Origin of the sequence: Salinisphaera sp. T5B8 (genome assembly GCF_040361255.1) — a bacterium.
Lineage (GTDB): Bacteria > Pseudomonadota > Gammaproteobacteria > Nevskiales > Salinisphaeraceae > Salinisphaera.
The window spans coordinates 59,940-81,167 of record NZ_APNG01000011.1 but is presented as its reverse complement, the minus strand read 5'-3'; the positions used below and the strand labels follow the sequence as shown (position 1 = coordinate 81,167).

The following is a 21,228-nucleotide window of genomic DNA, read 5'->3' as shown; positions in this document are numbered from 1 at the left end:
TCCGTTCCATCCATCACCGAGAAAACATTTATCCGCAGATTACGCCGATTACGCAGATGCATTGATTTGGCCGTAGTGGGCAACCGGCTTCATTTGAGCCGCGGCGTTGGTGAGATTAGCGGCAAGCAAAGGTCCGCAGATCGACGCAGATCAAAGACAAGAAGCCGCGGTCGTCCGATTCGTCTGGCGCCTGTGCCACGCGCTTCTTCATCTGCGTAATCGGCGTAATCTGCGGTTCGGCTTGAGGAACGAAGCCACCACAAGGTCGCTTACCGAGCTCCGGATACATCGTGCTGCATCTGCGGACTGCCTGTACCAGGTCGGTGCGTGCACTTCAGATCAACCGGCCTTCGAGCGATCCTTTGTTTGTCTTATTCGCGTGTCTTCGCGTTCATTTGCGGACAACCTGCTTGCCTGACTGCAGCAGCTGCGTTTCATCCCTCACCAAGAAGACATTTATCCGCAGATTACGCCGATTACGCAGATGTATTGATTTAGTCGTAGTGGGCAACCGGCTTCATTTGAGCCGCGGCGTCGGTGAGATTAGCGGCAAGCAAAGGTCCGCAGATCGACGCAGATCACGCAGATCAAAGACAAGAAGCCGCGGTCGTCCGATTCGTCTGGCGCCTGCGCCACGCGCTTCTTCATCTGCGTAATCTGCGGTTCCTCTTGAGGAACGAAGCCAACACGGTTGAAACAACTCGCGCGGGCAATGGCCGCGGCCATTAACCCTGGCGCGCCTCCAAAGCCTCCCATCGCTCCAACGCGTTCTCGAGGTCGCTCTGGGCCTTGCCCAGCGCCTCGGTCTTGCGTTTGATTTCGTCGGCCGGCCGGTCGTAGAAACCGGGCTGGCCGAACTCGGTTTCGAAGCCTTCGATCTTCGTTTCCAGCTTTTCGATTGTGTCCGGCAGGGCGCGCAGTTCCTTGCGTTCGGCGCTGCTCAGCGGATTGGTCGGTTTGGGCTTGGGCGCTGCCGGCGGCGCGGAGGCTTGCGGTTTTTTGGTCGCAGCGGGCGCGGGTTCGGCCTTGCGCGGGCGCTGGCGCAGCCAGTCGGTATAGCCGCCGACATAGTCGTTGACCGCGCCGTTGCCTTCGAACACGAGACTGCTGGTGACCACGTTGTCGAGAAAGGCACGGTCATGCGACACGAGCAGCAGCGTGCCCTCGTAGCTCATCAGCCGTTCCTCGAGCAGTTCCAGGGTCTCCACGTCGAGATCGTTGGTGGGCTCGTCCATGATCAGCAGATTGGCCGGGCGGGTGAACAGCTTGGCCAGCAGCAGACGGTTGCGTTCGCCGCCGGAGAGCACGTGCGTGGGGCTGCGGGCGCGCTTGGGCGAGAACAGAAAGTCCTGCAGATAACTCATCACGTGCCGGTCCTGGCCGTTGATGGTGATCGAGGAGCGGCCTTGGGCGACGTTATCGAGCACGCTGATGGAGTCGTCGAGCGCGGCGCGGTGCTGGTCGAAATGGGCGATATCGAGATTGGTGCCGAGCTTGATGGTGCCGGCATCGGGCTCGATCCGTCCGAGCAGCAGATTGATCAGCGTGGTCTTGCCACAGCCGTTGGGGCCGATGATGCCGACCTTGTCGCCGCGCTGGATCACGGTCGACAGATTGTTGACGATCGGCTTTTCGCTATCGCCGTCGCGCCAGGTGTAGGCCAGGTTTTCGGCCACGATCACATGCTTGCCGGAACGCGCGGCGTCCTGGGTGACGATATTGGCGGTGCCGCCGCGTTCGCGCCGTTCGGCGCGCTCGGCGCGCATGGCCTTGAGTGCGCGTACACGGCCTTCGTTACGGGTGCGCCGGGCCTTGATGCCCTGGCGAATCCAGACTTCTTCCTGGGCCAGGCGCTTGTCGAACAGGGCGTTGGCCTTTTCCTCGTCGGCCAGCATCTTTTCCTTGCCCTCGATGAAGGCATCGTAGTTGCCGGGCCAGGAGGTGAGCTTGCCGCGATCCAGATCGATGATGCGAGTGGCCAGATTCTTCAGGAAGGCGCGGTCATGGGTGATGAACAGCAAGGCGCCGTTCCAGGCCAGCAGCATTTCCTCGAGCTGGGCGATGGCCGCGATATCCAGATGGTTGGTGGGCTCGTCGAGCAGCAGCAGGTCGGGTTCCTGCACCAGCGCGCGGGCCAGCAGCACGCGGCGTTTCTGCCCGCCCGACAGGGCTTCGAACTGCCAGTCGGCGTCCAGGTTCAAACGCGACAGGGTGGATTCGACCTGGGGCGCGAGCGTCCAGCCGTCCATGGCTTCGACCCGGGCCTGGGCCTTGGAAAAGGCATCCATCACGTCCTCGCCGGCCGACAACCGGGCGGTGAGTTCGTGAAAACGCGCCAGGGCCGCGCCGACGTCGCCGAGTCCGCCGGCCACCACATCGAATACTGCGCCGGACGTACCCGCCGGCACCTCCTGTTCGAGGCGCGCGATACGCAGATCCGGCTTTTGTTCGCGGATGACCTCGTCCGGCTCGATCTCGCGCGACACGATGCGCATGAGGGTGGATTTGCCGGTGCCGTTACGCCCGACCAGGGCGACGCGCTCGCCGCGGTCGATGCTGAGTTCGGCGTCGTCGAGCAGCGGATGGGTGCCGTAGGCCAGACGCAGGTTGCGCAGTTGCAGAATCATGGGCGCGACAACATCGCGAGGTGGGAAATCGAGGCGGGTATTGTACGCGTTGGCGGGCGCGGTCGTGGGCCGCGGCCCGGCAATGGAAGCGATCGCCCACCAGGGCCGAATCACCGCATCTGCGCCAACCGCAGACAAATGGTTTCTTGATGATGGAGGAAACGCAGCGGGCTGTTCTCAAGCAAGCAGGTTGTCCGCAAATGAACGCTAAGACACGCGAATAAGGCAAAAACGGATCGCTAGAAGGCCGGGGGATCTGAAATGCACGCGCCGCACGCTGGAGGCAGTCGGCAGAGGCAGCACTCTGTGTGTGCAGTTCGATAAGCGGCCGTGTTGGCTTCGTTCCTCAAGCGAAACCACAGATTTCGCAGATTACACAGATGAGGAAGCGCGTGGCACTGGCGCCAGACGAAGCGGCCTAACGCGACTTCTTGTCTTTGATCTGTTTGATCTGCGTCGATCTGCGGATCTTTCTGTCCGGCTACCGCTACCAGGTTCAAGACGCCAATGCAGTCGGCCTCGCACCACGGCCAAATCAATGCATCTGCGTAATCGGCGTAATCTGCGGATCAATGACTTTTTGATCATCGAGAAACGCAGCGAGCTGTTCGCAAGCGGGCAGGTTGTCCGCAAATGAACGCGAAGACACGCGAATAAAGCGAAAGACAGATTGTTCGAAGGCCGGGCGGTGAAATGTTCGCGCCGCACGCTAACGGTAGTCCGCAGAGGCAGCATTGCACAGGTCGGTAAGCGACCGTGTGGTGGCTTCGTCCCTCAAGCCGAACCACAGATTTCGCAGATTACGCAGATGAAGAAGCGCGTGGCACAGGGGCCAGACGATGCCGAACGGCCGTCGATTTCTTGTCTTCAATCTGTGTGATCTGCGTAATCTGCGGATAAATGTCTTCTCGGTGATTGATGAAACGCAGCGGGCTGTTCTCGAGCAGGCAATCTGTTCGAAAATGAACGCGAAAATACGCGAAAGACCGGTAGTTCGGCGGGTAAGCGTGCCGTGCTGCAACCCGTATGCTGACGTTCGTTACCCATCACCAAGAGCCGCGATTTGATGATGCCATCCGTTACCACGCTTTACCTGGCAGCTGCGCTATGGGCCGGTGTGCTGCTGGGCGGCGTATTCGTGCTGCTATGGGCGCGCTCGAAACAGGCGCAGCTGGTGGCCGACCGTGCCAGCGCCCAGCGCGAAGCGGACACGCGTGCGGCCGAACTGGCCGATGTCCGGGCTGCCCTGGATAACGCCCGCGCCGACAACGCGCGCCTGGAAACCCGCCTGGAGGCCGAGCGCCGCCATGCCGAGGACAAGCTCAAGACGCTCACCGACGCACGCGAAGCGCTCACCCACCAGTTCAAGACCCTGTCGCAGGAGATTCTGGAGGAAAAAAGCCGGGCCTTTACCGAGCAGAACAAGGCCAGCCTGGAACCGTTGATCAACCCGCTGCGCGAGCATATCGGGCGCTTTGAAAAACAGGTGCGCGAAGCCTACGACCAGGAAAACCGGCAGCGCTCGGCATTGGCCGAACAGGTGCGCCTGCTCGAACAGTCCAACAAGGCCATTGCCGAGGATGCGACCAATCTCGCCAATGCGCTGCGCGGCGAATCCAAGACCCAGGGCAACTGGGGCGAGATGATTCTGGAAACCGTGCTGGAACGTTCGGGGCTGGAAAAGGGCGTGCAGTACGAAACCCAGTTCGCGGCCACCACGGAGGACGGCAATCGCCAGCTACCGGACGCGGTGGTGCATCTGCCCGAACAGCGCAGCATCGTGGTCGATGCCAAGGTGTCGCTGACCGCCTATCTGCGGGTGCACGAAGCCGAGGACGAAACCACGCGCCGTACGGCCCTGGCCGATCATGTGGCCTCGGTACGGCGTCATCTCAAGGGTCTGTCGGCCAAGAACTACCAGAACATCGACCGCATCGAAACGCTGGACTATGTATTCATGTTCATCCCCTCGGAAGCAGCCTACGTCGAGGCCCTGCGCGGGGATTTCGATCTGCAGCGCGAGGCGCTGGATGCCAATATCGCGCTGGTGTCGCCGACCACGCTCATGCCCATGCTGCGGGCGATCGCCAACCTGTGGAAGCTCCAGCAGCAGGAAGAAAACGCCGCCGAGATCGCCAACCGGGCGGGCGCGCTCTACGACAAGTTCGTGGGCTTCGTGGACGATCTGGACAAGCTGGGCCGGGCCATGGACACCGCCAACAAGGCCTTCGATTCCGCCCGCAACAAGCTGGTGAGCGGACGCGGCAATATCGTTCGGCGCAGCGAACAGTTGAAAAAGATGGGCGCGAATACCAGCAAGTCGATGGGGGCCACGTGGGTGCGCCAGGCCGAGCTGGGCTCATCCACGCACGCCGATGAAGCGCCCGACGACGATAACGACGACCTGGACGAACGCCATGAGCCTTAAAGACGAGCTTGCCCTGCTGCGCGAGCGTATACCGCCGGTGGCCGCCGAACGCGCGGCCGAACTGGCCGGTGATGGCGCGCTGCTCGTGGATATCCGCGAGGCCGATGAGATTGCCCAGGGCACGCCGGTGGGGGCGAAAGCGCTGGGCCGCGGGTTTCTGGAAATGCGGATCGAAGAACAGGTCAGCGATCCGAGCCAGACCATTCTGCTCATGTGTGCATCCGGCTCGCGCTCGCTGCTGGCGGCCGATCAGCTCACGCGGCTCGGCTATACCGATGTGCGCTCGGTGGAAGGCGGCTTCGATGCCTGGAAGGACGCCGGGCTGGCCTTCGAAACCCCGGCCATGCTCGATACCGCCGATCGCGCCCGCTATGCGCGCCAGCTCACCCTGCCGGAGGTCGGTGAAGCCGGCCAGACGAAGCTGCGCGATGCGCGGGTACTGATCATCGGCGCCGGCGGGCTGGGTTCGCCGGCGGCCTATTATCTGGCCGCGGCCGGCGTGGGGCATATCGGCATCGTCGATCACGACGTGGTCGATCGCTCCAACCTGCATCGCCAGATCCTGCATCGCGATGCCAGCGTCGGCCAGCCCAAGGTGCGCTCGGCGATGGCCAGCCTGAGTGCGCTCAATCCGAGTATCGATATCGAGCCGATCGAAAAGCGCGTGAGCGCCGACAACGCCGCCGAGCTGGTGGCCGGCTACGACCTGGTGGTGGACGGCAGCGACAATTTCAGCGCGCGCTATGCCATCAACGATGCCTGTGTCGCCGCGCGTATTCCCCTGGTCTATGGGGCGGTCGAGCGCTTTGCCGGTCAGGTCGGCGTATTTCCGGCCGGTGGCCAGCCCTGTTATCGCTGTCTGTTCGCCAGTGCACCGCCGGCCGGGGCGGCACCGACCTGCGCCGAAGCCGGTGTGCTTGGCGTGGTGCCGGGCATCGTGGGCACACTTCAGGCACTGGAAGCCATCAAGCTGATCGTGGGCATGGCCGACACGCTGACCGCACGGGTGCTCACCCTCGATGCCAAGACCCAGCGCTGGCGCAGTCTGCAGATACCGGCCGATCCACACTGTGCGACCTGTGCCGGCGGGTGATCCGCCGACGCGTGCATGCGTATTTGACACACGCTGTACATGACAACCGACGATAGTCGACTATCGTCGTGGTAGGGCGGATTGCTAGGATTCGGCGACTTTATAGCGCCCGGTCTGGATGGGCGCGATCGCGAGGGGATACGAGATGCCGGCCTTTCTTCTGATCGTGATTACGTTGGTGGCGTTCTATTTCGCCTACAAGTTCTATTCACGCTACCTGGCCGAGAAGGTCTATCGGCTCGATCCGAACTTCGTCACCCCCGCGCATGCCATGCGCGACGGGGTGGATTTCGTACCCACGCATAAACATGTGTTGCTCGGCCACCATTTCACCTCGGTGGCCGGCGCGGCGCCGATCGTCGGTCCGGCGATCGCGGTCTACTGGGGCTGGCTGCCGGCATTGACCTGGGTGGTGCTGGGCACGATCTTCGCGGCGGGCGTGCATGATTTCGGCTCGATCGTCGTCTCTGCTCGCAATCGCGGCCAGAATATCGGCACGCTCTCCGGCAAGGTGGTATCCGCCCGAGCCAGCACGCTGTTTCTGCTGATCATCTTCTTTTTGCTCACGCTCGTGAACGCGGTGTTCGGCGTGGTCATGGCGATTCTGTTCGAAAAGAATCCGGGCGCGGTGATCCCGGCGCTGATCGTCATCCCGATCGCGGTGTTCATTGGCCAATGGGCCTATCGCATGGGCCGGTCGATCATCATTCCTTCGGTCATCGGTCTATTGCTGCTCTATGCGGCAATCCCGGTGGGCCAGGCTTATCCGATCTATGTCGACGGGCTAGCCGAGGCGGTCGGACTGTCGGTGCGTACCACCTGGATCATTCTCATCTTCGCCTATACCTGGATTGCCTCGCGGTTGCCGGTGTGGGTATTGCTGCAGCCGCGCGACTACATCAACGGCCAGCAGCTGATTGTCGCGCTGGTGGTGATCTTTCTCGGCGTGCTCGTCGGCTGGGATACGGTCAGCGCGCCGGCGGTCAACGAAGTGGCGCCGAACTCGCCGCACTGGTTCCCCTATCTGTTCATCACCGTCGCCTGTGGCGCGATCTCGGGTTTCCATAGCCTGGTCGCCTCCGGTACGACTTCGAAACAGCTGGGTAACGAAACCGAGGCGCGTTTCGTCGGCTATGGCGGTGCGCTCGGCGAGGGTGCACTGGCGCTGGCCGCGATTCTGGCCTGTACTGCGGGGCTCGGCGCGGCCGGCGATTGGAACGCCGCGTACGCCGACTTCGGTGCGGCCTCCGGCGGTGCGCTTGGCCACTTCGTCAATGGCACCGGGCATTTTCTAAGCAATCTCGGCATCCCCGCGACGCTGGGGGCGACGTTCGCGGCCGTGGTGGTCATCACCTTTGCCGGCACCACGATGGATACCGGCGTACGTCTGCAACGTTATATTCTTGAAGAGATTTCCGAGCTGGCGGGCGTCAAATCGCTGGTCGGACGCGTGAATCTGCTCACCACGCTCGCCGTGCTGATTCCGCTCGGGCTGGCGCTGCTGCCGGGTGGCGACAGCGCTGGCGGCAAGGGCTTTGCCTTCGGCCGGTTGTGGACGTTGTTCGGTACTACCAACCAGCTCACCGCCGGACTGGCGTTGTCGATTATCGGTGTATGGCTGCTGGCACGTAATCGCAACCCGTTGGCCGCGCTCATTCCGCTGGTGTTTCTGCTGTTCATGACCACCTGGGCGCTGGTGCTCAACCTGGGCGACTTCTTTGCCAAGGGTGATTGGCTGCTGCTGATCATGGATGCGGCGATCTTCGTACTGGCCGCGTGGCTGGTGGTGGAAGCGTTTACGGCCTTCAACCGCGAGCGGCGTAATCCGAGCGCGGCTACCGAGCAATCATGACCGCTATGCACGCGCCGGCCGCCGCGTATCGCGATCGGGGTCGCGGCGCGGGCGCGCGCATCAGGTGATTCTGGTGCGCGAGCAGGATGCCCAGCACAGCGGTTCGGGGTGTTGTGGTCGTCTCGGCGAATGTCACACTAGGCTGGGCGCGGCAGCGGATTTCAGCCATAGCCGGGCGCGTATGCAACACACCGGAGAAATCTATCGCGCGCTCGCGCAAGCTGCGCCCGATCTCGAACTGGTGGTGGCCGATCCGCGTAATTTACTGTGGCTGTATCCGGCGGTCTGGAAATCCGCGCGTGCCGACGGCGCCAGCGTGTTCGCCGCACTGCGGGCCGTGGCGCGTGCCGGCGCGCCGGTGGCGGTGGTCGTCGATGGCCATACGCTCTACTCGGGGCGCCTGCCGGATACGGCGACGGTCGTGAATGCCGTGCTCGAATACACCGGGCGCTCGTTACCCGCGTGAAGATCGCCCGGGTTACCGCAGGTCGAAACCGATGAGCGAAAAAAGCCTCTGGCAACGTTTTTCCGACTACCACGACGAACTGTTCATGGCGCCGTGGCGCGCCGGCATCGCCCGCGAGGCGCGTTCGGAAGAAGATGCGCTGGTTGCGCTGTTGTTTCTGGAGGCATTGGGTATCCCCGGGCCGGCGGATTATTATGCGCTTGAGCTGTATCCGGATCTGATCGAGGCATTCCATCGCTGGCACCAGCGCATGGGCATGGAAACCTTTCCCGAAGCCGGCGTGTGTTGCTGACGACGCGTGCTCTGTACGTGCGGGCAATGCCCGTTCGGACGGTGCGCGCAATACGGCAATCGAATTAACCCAGGTCGACCGATAGACGCGAGCCATGGCGCATTCTCATGCACATCACCACCGCGATGGCCACGATCTGCCCACGCGGTTCTATCTATTTGGCGGCAAGGGCGGGGTCGGCAAGACCACGCTCGCGGCGGCCAATGCGCTGCGCCTGGCCACGGCCGGCGAACGTACGCTGTTGGTCTCCACAGATCCGGCCCATTCGGTGTCCGACTTGCTGGAAACTCGGCTCGGCGCCGAGCCGACTGCGGCCGGCGACAATCTCTGGGCCATGGAGATCGACCCCGAGGCCGATGCCAGGGCCTATGTCGAAGGGATTCGCGAAGACGCGGAATCGGCGGTGTCCAAGGCGGTGCTGCCGGCGCTCGACCGGCATCTGAAGCTGGCCGTACAGGCGCCGGGCACGGCCGAATCGGCGTTGTTCGATCGTTTTACCCGAATCATGGAATGGTGCCCGCAGCGCTTCGATCGGGTGGTATTCGATACCGCGCCCAGCGGCCATACGCTGCGCCTGCTGACGTTGCCGTCCATGCTCGGTGCCTGGGTCGAAGGTTTGCAGGCCCAGCGCGCCAAGGTGAACAAACTGCAGGGCATGTGGCGCTCCATGGCCGGTGTACGCGAGCCCGAGCGCGAAGACCGTGTGCTCGTACGCCTGCGCCAGCGCGCCGAACGCTTCGCCCAGGCCCGCCAGCGTCTGCACGACGAATCGGTGTTCCATCCGGTGTTGCAGGCCGAACGCCTGCCGATCGAAGAAACCGCCCGCGTGATCGAACAGCTGCGCGATACCCATATCCCGGTGGGCGCGTTGTACGTGAACCGGCTTTGGCCGGCCGATGAGCGCAGCGCCTTCGTGACCGAACGCGTGGCCCAGCAGAACGAATATCTGGCCGAAATACGCGATCGCTTTGCCGGCCAGGAACTCATCGAGGTCGCCCAGAGTGCACGCGATATCGTCGGTCGCAGCCAGCTCGAAGCACTGGCATCCCGCCTGAGTACGCCGGGCGTGGGCTAGCGCGCCCGCCAGGCGTTCAATCGAGCAGCCGGATGGTCAGCCGGCGGACCAGCTCCCGGGCCTGGGCCGGCCCCAGATGGTGTGCGAGCGCGACCGTGCGATGGCGCAGGCGCATCATCACCCGGGTACAGGGCTTGCCGAGCAATGGCTCGGCCGTGACGGTATCGGGGATTTGCGTTGTGACGGGCAGGGTGAGTGCGTCGGCCCCGTGCGCGGCGTCGTAATAGTCGCGCACGTTGTCGTCGGCTTGCTGCGGAACGTAGAGCCCGTTGATGTGTTGGCGCTGATAGCGGCCGCAATCGCCGCCGGTGATCACGCTCAGCGATTGCTGGTCGATGACGATACGGGCACGCCGGTTGTGGCGCAGTGCCGAGCGCACGATCACCGCCACGGCAAGGGCAATGAACGCCAGCACGACCAGGGTGACGGGTACCATCGCCTGGTCGGCCAGTTCCAGAAGATGGTGGTGCGCCCAGAAAAGCAGGGCGACGTAGATGATCGCGACATTGGCGACGAAGTAGAGCAATCGCCGCAAGGGGCGCCAGCGCGGCGGGCGAATCTCGATCGCGACGGTGCCATCGGCGCGGCGATGCTCGGTGATGCCGTGTCGATGGTCACGCCAGCCCGACAACAGCGCAACGAGCAGGCTCGCGACGAGGCTGAGCAGGGCACTGGCGAGTACCGCCATGCCGGCATGGGTCAATGGCAGCGAGGCGAGGGTGGGGGCCTGATACCAGGGCGATTGCCAGAAGCCGAATCCGAGCAGGCTGCATACGCACACCGCCAGCGTCATCGCACACAGGCTGATACGCCCGCGTGCACTCTGCACAAGGCCCACGAAGCCGATCAGCGGTAGTGTCCAGCCCAGTACCGGGCCCAGATATTGGCCGATATCGAAGCGGTCGATCGGGGCGAGCAGTACAGTCAGGCCGGACGACAGCGCATAGCCCGAGGTATCGACGCCGTCGCCCAGGGCCAGCCAGGGCGTGAAATAGAGTACGAGCAGGGCGCTGGTCAGCGCAGCAAGCGTCCAGCGGCCATCGATCGGCACAGGCAGCGTATCCGGTTCGTAACCTGAAACGGATTATAGATCAGCGGCGCGCAATTGAGTCGAACGCGATAGATATCCGGCCACTTCCAATCGCTTGTTCTGCCATGGGTCGCGGTGTTTGTGCTCCAGCAGTCTGGCGCGTGGGCGGGATGGCCCGGCCGCCGCGCGATCAGCCGGCCACGGCCTGCGACGCCGGCGCCGGGCGCGGGCGTACCCACTGCGAGGTCGACAGAATCCGGCTTTCGTCGCAACGGTGGGCATAGCGCTGGGCCACGTCGATGATCTCGCCCAGCAGGTTGTCGCGCAGCGTGGTCGGATCCAGCCCCAGATCCAGCAGGCAGGCGTTATCCACGCACAGGTCGTTTTCCGGCGCTTCACGGCGCGGGTTGGGCAGATGGGCGATCTGTGCGCCGGTCATGCGCGCAACCAGTTTGGCCAGTTCGCCCACGCGCCAGGTTTCGGTCATCTGGTTGTAGATGCGCACGCGTTCGCCGGCGGCCGGCGCGTTGCCAATCGCCATTTCGATACAGCGCACGGTGTCCTGAATATGGATGAAGGCCCGGGTCTGGCCGCCGCTGCCGTGCACGGTCAGATCGTGGCCGACCGCGGCCTGCATGAGAAAACGATTGAGCACGGTGCCGTAGTCGCCGTCGTAGTCGAAGCGATTGATCAGGCGCTCGTCCAGCCGCGTCTCGCGGGTCTGGGTGCCCCAGACCACGCCCTGATGCAGATCCGTGATCCGCAGGCCGTCGTTCTTGTTGTAGAAATAGAACAGCAGCTGATCCTGGGTCTTGGTCATGTGATAGATACTGCCCGGATCCGGCGGGAACAGAATCTCGCGCTGGGTACGCGCGCCGGCGCTGTCGTCGACTTCGACCGTGAGATAGCCCTCGGGAATACGCAGCCCGCCGCCATAGCCATAGACGCCCATCGTGCCCAGATGAACCAGATGGGCATCGATGCCGGTTTCGACCAGCGCACAGAGCACGTTCTGGGTCGCGGCGAGATTGTTCTCGACCGTGTAGCGTTTGGCGCGGGCGTGTTTCATCGAATAGGGCGCCGAGCGCTGTTCGGCGAAATGCACGATGGCATCCGGCGCCAGGCGTTCGATCGTGGCCTCCAGGCGGTCGTATTCGCGGGCGACATCCATATGCAGCGCAGCGATCGTGCGCCCGGTGAGTTCCTTCCAGGCGGCCAGACGGATATCGATCGGCGAAATCGGGGTGAGCGAACTCACGCCGAGCTCGTTGTCGATATGTCGCCGCGACAGATTGTCGATCAGTGTCACCTCATGGCCCTGACCGGAAAGATGCAATGCCGTGGGCCAGCCGCAGAAGCCGTCGCCGCCGAGTATGAGGACTTTCATCGTGCGTTCTCCAATGCCGGGGTCGCAAAGCGCAGGTTGGGGCGTCGTGCCGGGGCGAGCTGGGTCGCGAACTCGGCCGCCGAGGCGGCCCAGCTATGGGCACGGGCATAGGCGATGCCGGCCTCGCCGTCGAGTTCGAGCGCAGCCAGCGCCGCGGCCTGCAGATCGTCGTCGAGCACGCCGGTGATACCGGGCTGGACCACCTGTTTCGGCCCGGTGACCGGGTAGGCAGCCACCGGCACGCCACAGGCCATGGCCTCCATGAGCACCAGCCCGAGCGTGTCGGTCTTGCTCGGGAACACCATGCAGTCGGCCGCACAGATATGACGGACGAGGTCTTCGCCCAGGCGCATGCCCACGAAACAGGCCTCCGGATAGCAGCGCTCGAGCGCGGCGCGGGCCGGGCCGTCGCCGACTACCAGCTTGCTACCGGGCAGATCGAGTTGGAGAAACGCTTCGACGTTCTTTTCCGGCGCCACGCGGCCGAAGTAGAGAAATACCGGCCCGGGCAGATCGACAACGGCCGGCGTGACCGGGCGAAACAGCCGGGTGTCGACGCCGCGGCCCCACAGGGCCAGGCGCGAAAAACCGCGATCCTGCAGATAATCGGCCAGCGGGCGCGTGCTCACCATGGTGCGTACGCTGCGCCGATGAAACAGATTGAGTACCCGATAACCCAGGCCTACGGGCACCATCGGCCAGCGTGCATTGATGTATTCGGGAAAGCGGGTATGAAACGAGGTGGTGAAACGCCAGCCCCGCAGCCGACAGTACAACCAGCCCGCCAGGCCCACACTGCCTTCGGTGGCGATATGCACGGCATCCGGCACAAAGCGTTGCAGGCGGCGGGCCACGCCGGGCAGCGGCGCGGCGGCCAGCCGGATTTCGGTGTAGGTGGGGCAGGGCACGGTCACGAACAGGCCCGGATGGATCACCAGCACGTCATGACCGGCGGCTTCCAGTTCTCGGACCAGGGCGGTCAGCGCCGTGACGACGCCATTGACCTGCGGCTTCCACGCGTCGGTGAGCAATGCAATACGCATGCGGCTCCTCGTTGCGGGGCTGTCATCGACATGACAGCCGGCTTGCAATGGAGCGCAGTGTGGGTCGTTCAGATAACGCCGGGATGACACGGCGATGTCGTTTGCATGACAACATCGCCGCGTTGTCGCGGGAACGAAATAGGGCAGTGCCAGCCCGGCGCGGTTCGGCCGGGCCGGCCGATCAGACTATTCCTGCGGTTTGATGACCAGCTTGCCGGCCGCCTTGCGCGAAGCCAGCATGGTGATGGCCTCACCGCCGCGTTCAAGCGGATAGGTGCCCGAGACATGCGGGCGCAGCTTGCCTTCGGCCAGCCAGGTAAAGATCTGCTTGAGCTGTTTCTGGTTTTCCTGCGGTTCGCGCTGGGTGAACGAGCCCCAGAACACGCCCACGATCGAGCAGCCCTTGAGCAGGGCGAGATTCAGCGGCGGCTTGGGAATCTCGCCAGCGGCGAAGCCGATCACCAGCAGACGTCCGCGCCAGGCCGTGCCGCGCAGGGCTTTTTCGGTCATGTCGCCGCCGACCGGGTCATAGACCACGTCCACGCCGCGCCCGTCGGTGCGGGCCTTGATCGCGTCCTTGAGGTCTTCTTCGACGTAGTTGATGGTTTCATCGGCGCCGTGCTCGCGACACACCGCGAGCTTTTCTTCGCTGGAGGCCGCCGCAATCACGTGCGCGCCCAGCGCCTTGCCTAGTTCGATCGCGGCCAGGCCCACGCCGCCGGCCGCACCCAGCACGAGCAGCGTTTCGCCGGACTTGAGCGCGGCGCGGTCGGCCAGGGCGTGATAGGTGGTGCCATAGGTCATCACGAAGGCGCTGGCGGTCACGTGGTCCACGCCGTCCGGCATCGGGATCACGCGGTTGGCGTCGGTGGCGATCTGTTCGGCCATGGCGCCGTAGCCGGTAAAGGCGATCACGTTGTCGCCGGGCTTGAGATGGGTGACCTCGTCGCCGACGGTATTGATCACGCCCGCGAGTTCGCCGCCCGGCGAAAAGGGCAGCTCCGGCTTGAGCTGGTATTTGTCCTCGATGATCAGGCTGTCCGGGAAATTCACCGCTGCGGCTTGCACGTCGATGAGCACCTGCTTGGGGCCGACCTCGGGCGTGGGGCGTTCTTCGACGACCAGCGTTTCCGGCGGGCCGAATTGTTTGCAGAGCAATGCTCGCATCAGGGGGTCTCCTCTTTATTGACGATTGTCTTGATTGAGCGCCGCTACACGGCGCAGCCATAAACGGACGTTCGTTCATGCATTCTGCCTGAACCTGATCCGATCGTCGCTTGCCAGCGGGCTCGGCACAGAGCGGCAAGGCCCCTCGGGCGACGCCTATTCGGCGATGGCGTATCGGGCCAGAAACGTCGCTACGGCCGCATCGCAGGTGCGCTGCACCTTGGCCGCGGAAGGCCGGCGTTCGTCGTTGAGCATGCGCGGCCAGAACACCACGCTCGAAATCATGCCCAGAAACTGTTCCGCGGCCAGGCCGGCATCGGGCACATCCAGCGTACCCAGGTCGTGTTCGCGTTCGAAGTAGCCTTTTACCGCGGCCAGAAACGGGCCGTGACCGCGTTGTTCCAGGGCGTGGCCCATCTGCGGCAGCCGTAGCGCCTCGGCGATCAGTGCGCGCACCAGCGGATGGAAATAGGGGGTGAGAATCAGCCGGGCATAACGCTCGGCAATTTCGTGGAGTACGCGTTCGGGTTCGCCGGCCGGCAACTCGGCGAGCGATTCTGGCGAGCCATCCAGAAACGGGCGCTCGATAATCTGCGCGAACAGCTCGTCCTTGCTCGGAAAATGCCGGTACAGGGTGGCTGTGGACACACCCGCGGCCTTGGCGATCCGGTTCAGGCTGGTGCCGGCAAAGCCGCGCTCGAGAAAACATTCGAGGGCGGCATCGAGAATGGCATCGCGTTTCTCGGCTGAAATCTGACGATGGTAGGCGGCGGCCGGGCTGGCGCTGGCCATGGGCTTTCCTGACTGGGGCACAGCCCAAGTCTAGCGCAATTATTCCTAAGGTGAGTCACTCGACTTGACTTAAAGACAACGGCGCTGCACTCTCATCTCAAACAGGTCATCAGAACCATAGCGTTGCCGCTCGGGTACGAAAGCGCCCGTGCTCGGCGACCGCCTTTCGGCAGGAGCGCCATTACCCGTGGATTCGATCCGCATCGGCTGTGCGTCGGCATTCTGGGGCGATACCAACACCGCCGCCGCCCAGCTCGTCGAAAAGGGCGATATCGACTATCTGGTGTCCGACTATCTGTCGGAAATCACCATGTCGATACTCGCGGCCAAGCGCCGGCGCGATCCCGGTGCCGGCTACGCCGAGGACTTCGTCGCCCATGCGCTCAAGCCCGTGCTCGCCGAAATCAAGGCACGCGGCATTCGCGTGATCAGCAATGCCGGCGGTATCAACCCGGCGGCCTGTCGCGACGCGCTGGCCGCAGCGGCGGCCGAAGCGGGGCTGACGTTCAAGATTGCGATCGTGACCGGCGACGATCTCATGCCCGAGCGCGCGCGTCTGGCCAGCGCCATCGAGCCCATGGCGGGCGAAGGCGCCATGCCGCAGGCGCCGGTGAGCATGAATGCCTATCTCGGTGCGCCGGGCATTGTCGCCGCACTCGATGCCGGTGCCGATATCGTGATCACCGGGCGCTGTGTCGACAGCGCGCTCGTGCTCGCGCCGCTGGTGCACGAATTCGGCTGGGATTGGCAGGACTACGACCGGCTCGCCGCGGGTAGTCTGGCCGGGCATATCATCGAATGTGGCTGTCAGTGCACGGGCGGCAATTTCACCGACTGGCATCTCGTGGCCGACGGCTATGCCGATATGGGCTTTCCCATCGTCGAGGTCGCGCGCGATGGCGCATTCGTGGTGACCAAGCCGGCGGGTACGGGCGGGCTGGTGAGTTGTCATACCGTCGCCGAGCAGATGCTCTACGAAATCGGCGATCCGCGGGCCTATCTGTTGCCGGATGTCGCCTGCGATTTCACCCAGGTGACGTTATCCCAGGTCGGCGAGAATCGGGTCGCGGTCGCCGGCGCGCGCGGTCAGGCGCCCAATGCCGATTACAAGATTTCGGCCACCTATATGGATGGTTACCGCTGCACAGCGGTGTTCGTTGTTGGCGGCATCGAGGCCGGGGCCAAGGCGCACAGCGCAGCCATGGCCATCCTGGCCAAGACCGAGCGCTTGTTCGCCGAGCGCGGGCTCGGCCCCTACGCCGATTACGATATCGCCGTGCTCGGCACGGAAGCGATGTATGGCGCGAATGCCCGCCAGGCCGCCGCACACAGCCGGGAAGTCGTGCTCAAACTGGCGGTACGCCACGAGTCGAAGGACGCATTGGCGCTGTTTACCCGCGAACTGGCCCAGGCTGCCACCGGCATGGTGCCGGGGGTGACCGGCTTTTTCGGCGGGCGGCCCAGCGTGAGCCCGGTGATCCGGCTGTATTCCTGTTTCGTGCCCAAGGCAGCAGTGGCCGTACAGGTCGATATCGACGCCACGATCGCACAGGTCGTAATCGATAGCGACGGCGGTTTCGACCGCGACTCACGGGCAAGCGAGCCTAATCCGACCGACGACATCGCGCTCGATGATCCTGTGCCCGTTCCGCTTGTTCGCTTGGCGCTGGCGCGCAGCGGCGACAAGGGCGATGCCGCCAATATCGGCGTGATCGCGCGCGATCCGGCCTATTTGCCGTATCTGCGCGCTGCCCTCACCGATGCCGCGGTTGCTGACTGGTTTGCCCACCTGCTCGAAGGCGAGGTCTGCCACTGGGAACTGCCCGGCACCCATTCGATGAATTTCCTGCTCACCCGCGTACTGGGCGGTGGCGGCGTGGCATCGCTGCGCGCCGACGCCCAGGGCAAGTGTCTGGGTCAGATGCTGCTGGATTTTCCGGTGCCGGTATCCCCGGCGATCGCCGCGCGTATCGACACTGTTTAACGAGAGCCTGTTATGCAATTCACCCCCGAACACGACGCCCTGCGCGACACCATTGCCCGGTTTATCGATCGCGAGATCAACCCGCATGTCGCCGAGTGGGAGCAGGCCCAGCAGTTTCCCTCGCACGAACTGTTCAAGAAGATGGGCGATCTGGGCCTGCTTGGTATCCACAAGCCCGAGGCCTACGGCGGTCAGGGGCTGGATTATTCCTATGCCATGGTCGCCGCCGAGGAATGGGGCCGGATCAAATGCGGCGGCGTGCCCATGGCCATCGGCGTACAGACCGATATGGCCACGCCAGCGCTGGCGCGCTATGGCGGCGACGAACTACGCGGTGAGTTTCTGGCCCCGGCCATCGCCGGCGAGCAGGTGGCCGCCATCGGTGTATCCGAACCGCAGGCCGGCTCCGATGTCGCCCAGCTGAAGACTACGGCACGAAAGGATGGCGACGACTACGTCATCAACGGCTCCAAGATGTGGATCACGAATGGCATGAAGGCCGACTGGATCTGCCTGCTGGCCAACACCTCGGATGACGGGCCGCACCGGAATAAGTCGTTGATCGTGGTGCCGCTGGATAGCCCCGGCGTCGAGCGTGCCCGCAAGCTGCACAAGCTCGGCATGTGGTCGTCGGATACCGCCCAGCTGTTTTTCGACGACGTGCGCGTGCCGCAGCGCAACCGTATCGGTGCCGAAGGGATGGGCTTCACCATGCAGATGCAGCAGTTCCAGGAAGAGCGCATATTCGCTGCGGCCTCCGCGCTCAAGGGCCTGGAAAACGTGGTCAACGCCACGATCGAATACACCTCGGACCGCCAGACCTTTGGCGTGCCGATTCTGCATAACCAGGTCGTGCATTTTCGCCTGGCCGAACTGCAGACCGAGATCGAAGCCCTGCGTTCACTGACCTATCGGTGTTGCGAACGCTATGTCGTCAACCCCGACGATAGCGGTGTGCTGCAACTGGCCTCCATGGCCAAGCTCAAGACCGGGCGCCTGGTGCGCGAAGTCACCGATGCCTGTCTGCAGTACTGGGGCGGTCAGGGCTATATGTGGGAAGCCGAGGTTTCGCGGGCATTTCGCGATACTCGCCTGGCCTCGATCGGGGGCGGCGCGGACGAAGTCATGCTCGGCATCATCTGCAAGACGATGGGCATTCTGCCCGGCCAGCGGGGTTAGATTCGGATATGGCGGTTCTCTCCACCCGTGTCGATCGCAACGCCGACAGCTTTCAGCGCAATCGCGAAGGCATGCTCGCCGCGGTCGACGCACTGCGCGAAATCGAAGCGAAGGTCCATGCGACCGAACAGAGCAAGGCCGAGCGCTATCGCAAGCGCGAACAGCTGCTGCCGCGCGATCGGGTGAATCTGCTGCTCGATCGCGGTTCGCCGTTTCTGGAGCTGTCCACGCTGTGCGGCTATGGCTGTCACGACGATACCGATGGTTCGCTGGCCGGCGGCAACAGTATCTGCGGTATCGGTTATGTGTCGGGCGTGCGCTGCATGGTCAATGCCTCCAACAGCGCGATCAAGGGCGGCACCATGACCCCCTGGGGTGTACAGAAAACCCTGCGCATACAGGAAATCGCGCGAATCCAGAAATTGCCGATCGTGTCGCTGATCGAGTCCGGCGGCGCCAATCTGCTCTATCAGGACGAAATGTTCATCGAAGGCGGGCGCACCTTTGCCAATCAGGCGCGGCTGTCGGCGCTGGGCCTGCCCCAGATCACGGTCGTGCATGGTTCCTCGACCGCTGGTGGCGCGTACATGCCGGGGCTGTCCGACTACGTGATCATGGTGCGAGGGCGGGCCAAGGTTTTTCTGGCCGGCCCGCCGCTGCTCAAGGCTGCCACCGGCGAGATCGCGGAGGACGAAGCGCTGGGTGGCGCGGACATGCATGCAGGCACCGCCGGTACCTGCGAATATCTGGCCGCCGACGATGCCGACGGCATCCGTCGGGCGCGCGAGGTCATGGCCCGGCTGGACTGGAACGCGCGCGCGCCGAAGGCCGAGCTACCGGGGTTTGCGCCGCCGCGCTACGACATCGACGAGTTGTGCGGCATCGTCTCGGCCGATCACAAAAAGCCCTACGACTGTCGCGAAGTCATCGCCCGGCTGGTCGACGATTCCGACTTCGATGAATTCAAGGCCGATTTCGATGCCCAGCTGGTATGCGGGCATGCCGCGGTCGAAGGGCGTCCGGTCGGCGTGCTGGCCAATAACGGGCCGATTACCACCAAGGGCGCGAACAAGGCCGCCCAGTTCATCCAGCTGTGCTGCCAGGCCGATATTCCGCTGGTGTTTCTGCAGAACATCACCGGCTATATGGTGGGCAAGGACGCCGAACAGGCGGGCATGGTCAAGCACGGCTCGAAGATGATCCAGGCCGTGGCCAACGCCCATGTGCCCAAGATCACCTTCGTGATCGGCGGCTCGTTTGGTGCCGGCAACTACGGCATGTGCGGGCGCGGCTTTTCGCCGGACTTCATCTTCGCCTGGCCCAATTCGCGTACCGCGGTCATGGGCGGCGAACAGGCGGCCGGCGTGATGCAGATCGTCACCGAAGCCAAGTACCAAGGCCGCGGCGAAACCCCGCCCGACGGCCTGCTCGACAAGATGTACGCACAGATCACGGCCAAGTTCGAGGAGCAGGGCCATGCCTTCTACGGCAGCGCGCGCCTGTTCGACGACGGACTGATCGACCCGCGCGATACCCGCCGCGTGCTCGCGCTCACGCTGTCCGTATGCCGCGAAGCGCGCCGACGCGACGTACGGCCCAACGATTTCGGCGTCGCCCGCTTCTAGGGCGCGCGAGGAGAATTGCCATGTTCACCCACGAACACGATGAAATACGGTGCACCACCGAGCGCTATATCGAGGAACAGGTCAATCCACACGTACGCGAATGGGAGCAGGCGGGCCTGTTCCCGGCCCACGAGCTGTTCAAGGGCCTGGGCGATCTGGGCCTGCTCGGCATCACCAAGCCCGAGGAATACGGTGGACTCGGGCTGGATTATTCATACCAGCTTGCCTTTGCACAAAGTCTGGGGCGCATGACCTGTGGCGGTATTCCCATGGCCGTGGGCGTACAGACCGATATGGCCACGCCGGCACTGGCCCGCTATGGCAGCGAGGCATTGAAACGCGAATTCCTCGCCCCCGCGATCGCCGGGGATCAGGTCGCCTGTATCGGCGTATCCGAACCCGGCGCAGGCTCGGATGTGGCGGGTATTACCACCACGGCCAAGCGCGATGGCGACGACTACGTCATCAATGGCCAGAAGATGTGGATCACCAACGGCACCCAGGGCGACTGGATCTGCCTGTTGTGCGTGACCGGCGGCCCGAACGATGACAAGGCGAAGCATCGCAACAAGTCGCTGATCGTCGTGCCGCTCGACGCGCCTGGCGTAAACCGCGAGACGAAACTCGACAAGCTCGGCCAGCGCAGTTCGGATACGGCCATCATTTTCTTCGACAATGTCCGCGTGCCGGCGCGCAATCTCATCGGCGAAGAAGGCCAGGGTTTCAGCTACCAGATGCAGCAGTTCCAGGAAGAACGCCTGTTTCTGGCGGCCAGCATTCTCGAGGCCATGCAACGGGTGTTCGACGATACCGTGGACTACACCCGCGAGCGCAAGGCCTTCGGCCGGGGCGTGATCGACAACCAGTATGTCCAGTTCACGCTCGCCGAACTCGCCACCGAACTCGAAGCCGCCCGTGCGTTGACGTATCAGGCCACGGCCGACCTGGTCGATGGTCGCGACGTGACCCTCAACGCCTCCATGGCCAAGCTCAAGACCAGCCGGCTGGCCCGCCAGCTCACCGATACCTGTCTGCAGTTCTGGGGCGGGCAGGGCTATATGGCCGAATCCACCACCGCCCAGTTCTATCGCGACCTGCGCCTGCATTCGATCGGCGGCGGCGCCGACGAGGTGATGCTTTCGATCATCGCCAAGCGCCTCGAACTGCGCTCGCGTTAAGCCCCGGTCC

General features: G+C 63.8%; 17 protein-coding genes. 10 read left to right on the top strand and 7 right to left on the bottom strand.

Features of this window, described 5'->3' with window-relative positions; all coding sequences use genetic code 11:
• Positions 1-543: 543 nt before the first annotated feature.
• A complete protein-coding gene (locus T5B8_RS11315; RefSeq protein WP_353178804.1) occupies positions 544-726 on the bottom strand; it encodes a hypothetical protein in 183 nt (60 codons plus the stop codon).
• Entirely contained in the window at positions 726-2,627 is a 1,902-nt protein-coding gene (locus T5B8_RS11310; RefSeq protein ID WP_353178802.1) for an ATP-binding cassette domain-containing protein, read from the bottom strand. The genes T5B8_RS11315 and T5B8_RS11310 overlap by 1 nt, the downstream gene beginning before the upstream one ends.
• A 1,066-nt stretch (positions 2,628-3,693) precedes the next feature.
• On the opposite strand from T5B8_RS11310, the gene T5B8_RS11305 reads away from it, so the two are divergent.
• The 6 genes from T5B8_RS11305 to T5B8_RS11280 all read left to right on the top strand — a co-directional run bounded on the left by T5B8_RS11305 (position 3,694) and on the right by T5B8_RS11280 (position 9,833).
• A complete protein-coding gene (locus tag T5B8_RS11305) occupies positions 3,694-5,055 on the top strand; it encodes a DNA recombination protein RmuC (RefSeq protein ID WP_353178800.1) in 1,362 nt (453 codons plus the stop codon).
• On the top strand, positions 5,045-6,148 hold the full coding sequence (gene moeB / locus T5B8_RS11300; protein WP_353178798.1) for a molybdopterin-synthase adenylyltransferase MoeB: 1,104 nt from the start codon (positions 5,045-5,047) through the stop codon (positions 6,146-6,148). Before T5B8_RS11305 ends, moeB begins: the two co-directional genes overlap by 11 nt.
• Before the next feature lie 145 nt (positions 6,149-6,293).
• Positions 6,294-8,000 carry a carbon starvation CstA family protein gene (locus T5B8_RS11295; RefSeq protein ID WP_353178796.1) on the top strand — a complete coding sequence of 569 codons (1,707 nt, stop codon included), beginning with the start codon at positions 6,294-6,296 and terminating at the stop codon, positions 7,998-8,000.
• Positions 8,001-8,181: 181 nt separating this feature from the next.
• Complete coding sequence (locus T5B8_RS11290; protein WP_353178794.1) at positions 8,182-8,466, top strand: hypothetical protein; 285 nt, start codon at positions 8,182-8,184, stop codon at positions 8,464-8,466.
• A gap of 31 nt (positions 8,467-8,497) precedes the next feature.
• Entirely contained in the window at positions 8,498-8,758 is a 261-nt protein-coding gene (locus T5B8_RS11285; protein WP_353178793.1) for a cory-CC-star protein, read from the top strand.
• 94 nt (positions 8,759-8,852) lie between these two features.
• Positions 8,853-9,833 carry an ArsA family ATPase gene (locus tag T5B8_RS11280; protein ID WP_353178791.1) on the top strand — a complete coding sequence of 327 codons (981 nt, stop codon included), beginning with the start codon at positions 8,853-8,855 and terminating at the stop codon, positions 9,831-9,833.
• A 16-nt stretch (positions 9,834-9,849) separates the two neighbouring features.
• Here the strand turns inward: T5B8_RS11280 and T5B8_RS11275 are convergent, their stop codons facing one another.
• The 5 genes from T5B8_RS11275 to T5B8_RS11255 all read right to left on the bottom strand — a co-directional run bounded on the left by T5B8_RS11275 (position 9,850) and on the right by T5B8_RS11255 (position 15,252).
• Positions 9,850-10,884: a hypothetical protein gene (locus tag T5B8_RS11275; RefSeq protein ID WP_353178790.1), complete on the bottom strand. Its 1,035-nt coding sequence runs from the start codon at positions 10,882-10,884 to the stop codon at positions 9,850-9,852.
• Between the two features lie 169 nt (positions 10,885-11,053).
• Complete coding sequence (locus T5B8_RS11270; RefSeq protein WP_353178789.1) at positions 11,054-12,250, bottom strand: NAD-dependent epimerase/dehydratase family protein; 1,197 nt, start codon at positions 12,248-12,250, stop codon at positions 11,054-11,056.
• On the bottom strand, positions 12,247-13,293 hold the full coding sequence (locus tag T5B8_RS11265; protein WP_353178787.1) for a glycosyltransferase family 4 protein: 1,047 nt from the start codon (positions 13,291-13,293) through the stop codon (positions 12,247-12,249). The genes T5B8_RS11270 and T5B8_RS11265 overlap by 4 nt, the downstream gene beginning before the upstream one ends.
• Positions 13,294-13,479: 186 nt before the next feature.
• The gene (locus T5B8_RS11260; RefSeq protein WP_353178785.1) at positions 13,480-14,460 is read right to left on the bottom strand and encodes an NADPH:quinone oxidoreductase family protein; all 981 of its coding nucleotides are present in this window, start codon (positions 14,458-14,460) and stop codon (positions 13,480-13,482) included.
• A gap of 156 nt (positions 14,461-14,616) precedes the next feature.
• Entirely contained in the window at positions 14,617-15,252 is a 636-nt protein-coding gene (locus T5B8_RS11255) for a TetR/AcrR family transcriptional regulator (protein WP_353178783.1), read from the bottom strand.
• 187 nt (positions 15,253-15,439) lie between these two features.
• Here T5B8_RS11255 and T5B8_RS11250 point away from each other — a divergent pair, with 187 nt between their 5' ends.
• Genes T5B8_RS11250 through T5B8_RS11235 form a run of 4 tightly spaced genes read left to right on the top strand, consistent with a single transcriptional unit; the run spans position 15,440 to position 21,218 of the window.
• Positions 15,440-17,236: an acyclic terpene utilization AtuA family protein gene (locus tag T5B8_RS11250; protein WP_353178782.1), complete on the top strand. Its 1,797-nt coding sequence runs from the start codon at positions 15,440-15,442 to the stop codon at positions 17,234-17,236.
• Positions 17,237-17,248: 12 nt separating this feature from the next.
• Entirely contained in the window at positions 17,249-18,415 is a 1,167-nt protein-coding gene (locus T5B8_RS11245) for an acyl-CoA dehydrogenase family protein (RefSeq protein WP_353178780.1), read from the top strand.
• Between the two features lie 8 nt (positions 18,416-18,423).
• The gene (locus T5B8_RS11240) at positions 18,424-20,040 is read left to right on the top strand and encodes an acyl-CoA carboxylase subunit beta (protein ID WP_353178778.1); all 1,617 of its coding nucleotides are present in this window, start codon (positions 18,424-18,426) and stop codon (positions 20,038-20,040) included.
• Positions 20,041-20,060: 20 nt separating this feature from the next.
• On the top strand, positions 20,061-21,218 hold the full coding sequence (locus tag T5B8_RS11235; RefSeq protein ID WP_353178776.1) for an acyl-CoA dehydrogenase family protein: 1,158 nt from the start codon (positions 20,061-20,063) through the stop codon (positions 21,216-21,218).
• Positions 21,219-21,228 lie beyond the last annotated feature (10 nt).

Excerpts from the sequence above, each read along its gene's own strand:
- T5B8_RS11315 (WP_353178804.1), bottom strand. The coding sequence starts at position 726 with ATGGCCGCGGCCATTGCCCGCGCGAGTTGTTTCAACCGTGTTGGCTTC.
- T5B8_RS11260 (WP_353178785.1), bottom strand. The coding sequence starts at position 14,460 with ATGCGAGCATTGCTCTGCAAACAATTCGGCCCGCCGGAAACGCTGGTC.
- T5B8_RS11280 (WP_353178791.1), top strand. The coding sequence starts at position 8,853 with ATGGCGCATTCTCATGCACATCACCACCGCGATGGCCACGATCTGCCC.
- T5B8_RS11285 (WP_353178793.1), top strand. The coding sequence starts at position 8,498 with ATGAGCGAAAAAAGCCTCTGGCAACGTTTTTCCGACTACCACGACGAA.
- T5B8_RS11270 (WP_353178789.1), bottom strand. The coding sequence starts at position 12,250 with ATGAAAGTCCTCATACTCGGCGGCGACGGCTTCTGCGGCTGGCCCACG.
- T5B8_RS11295 (WP_353178796.1), top strand. The coding sequence starts at position 6,294 with ATGCCGGCCTTTCTTCTGATCGTGATTACGTTGGTGGCGTTCTATTTC.
- T5B8_RS11245 (WP_353178780.1), top strand. The coding sequence starts at position 17,249 with ATGCAATTCACCCCCGAACACGACGCCCTGCGCGACACCATTGCCCGG.
- moeB (WP_353178798.1), top strand. The coding sequence starts at position 5,045 with ATGAGCCTTAAAGACGAGCTTGCCCTGCTGCGCGAGCGTATACCGCCG.
- T5B8_RS11235 (WP_353178776.1), top strand. The coding sequence starts at position 20,061 with ATGTTCACCCACGAACACGATGAAATACGGTGCACCACCGAGCGCTAT.
- T5B8_RS11310 (WP_353178802.1), bottom strand. The coding sequence starts at position 2,627 with ATGATTCTGCAACTGCGCAACCTGCGTCTGGCCTACGGCACCCATCCG.
- T5B8_RS11265 (WP_353178787.1), bottom strand. The coding sequence starts at position 13,293 with ATGCGTATTGCATTGCTCACCGACGCGTGGAAGCCGCAGGTCAATGGC.
- T5B8_RS11255 (WP_353178783.1), bottom strand. The coding sequence starts at position 15,252 with ATGGCCAGCGCCAGCCCGGCCGCCGCCTACCATCGTCAGATTTCAGCC.
- T5B8_RS11290 (WP_353178794.1), top strand. The coding sequence starts at position 8,182 with ATGCAACACACCGGAGAAATCTATCGCGCGCTCGCGCAAGCTGCGCCC.
- T5B8_RS11305 (WP_353178800.1), top strand. The coding sequence starts at position 3,694 with ATGATGCCATCCGTTACCACGCTTTACCTGGCAGCTGCGCTATGGGCC.
- T5B8_RS11240 (WP_353178778.1), top strand. The coding sequence starts at position 18,424 with ATGGCGGTTCTCTCCACCCGTGTCGATCGCAACGCCGACAGCTTTCAG.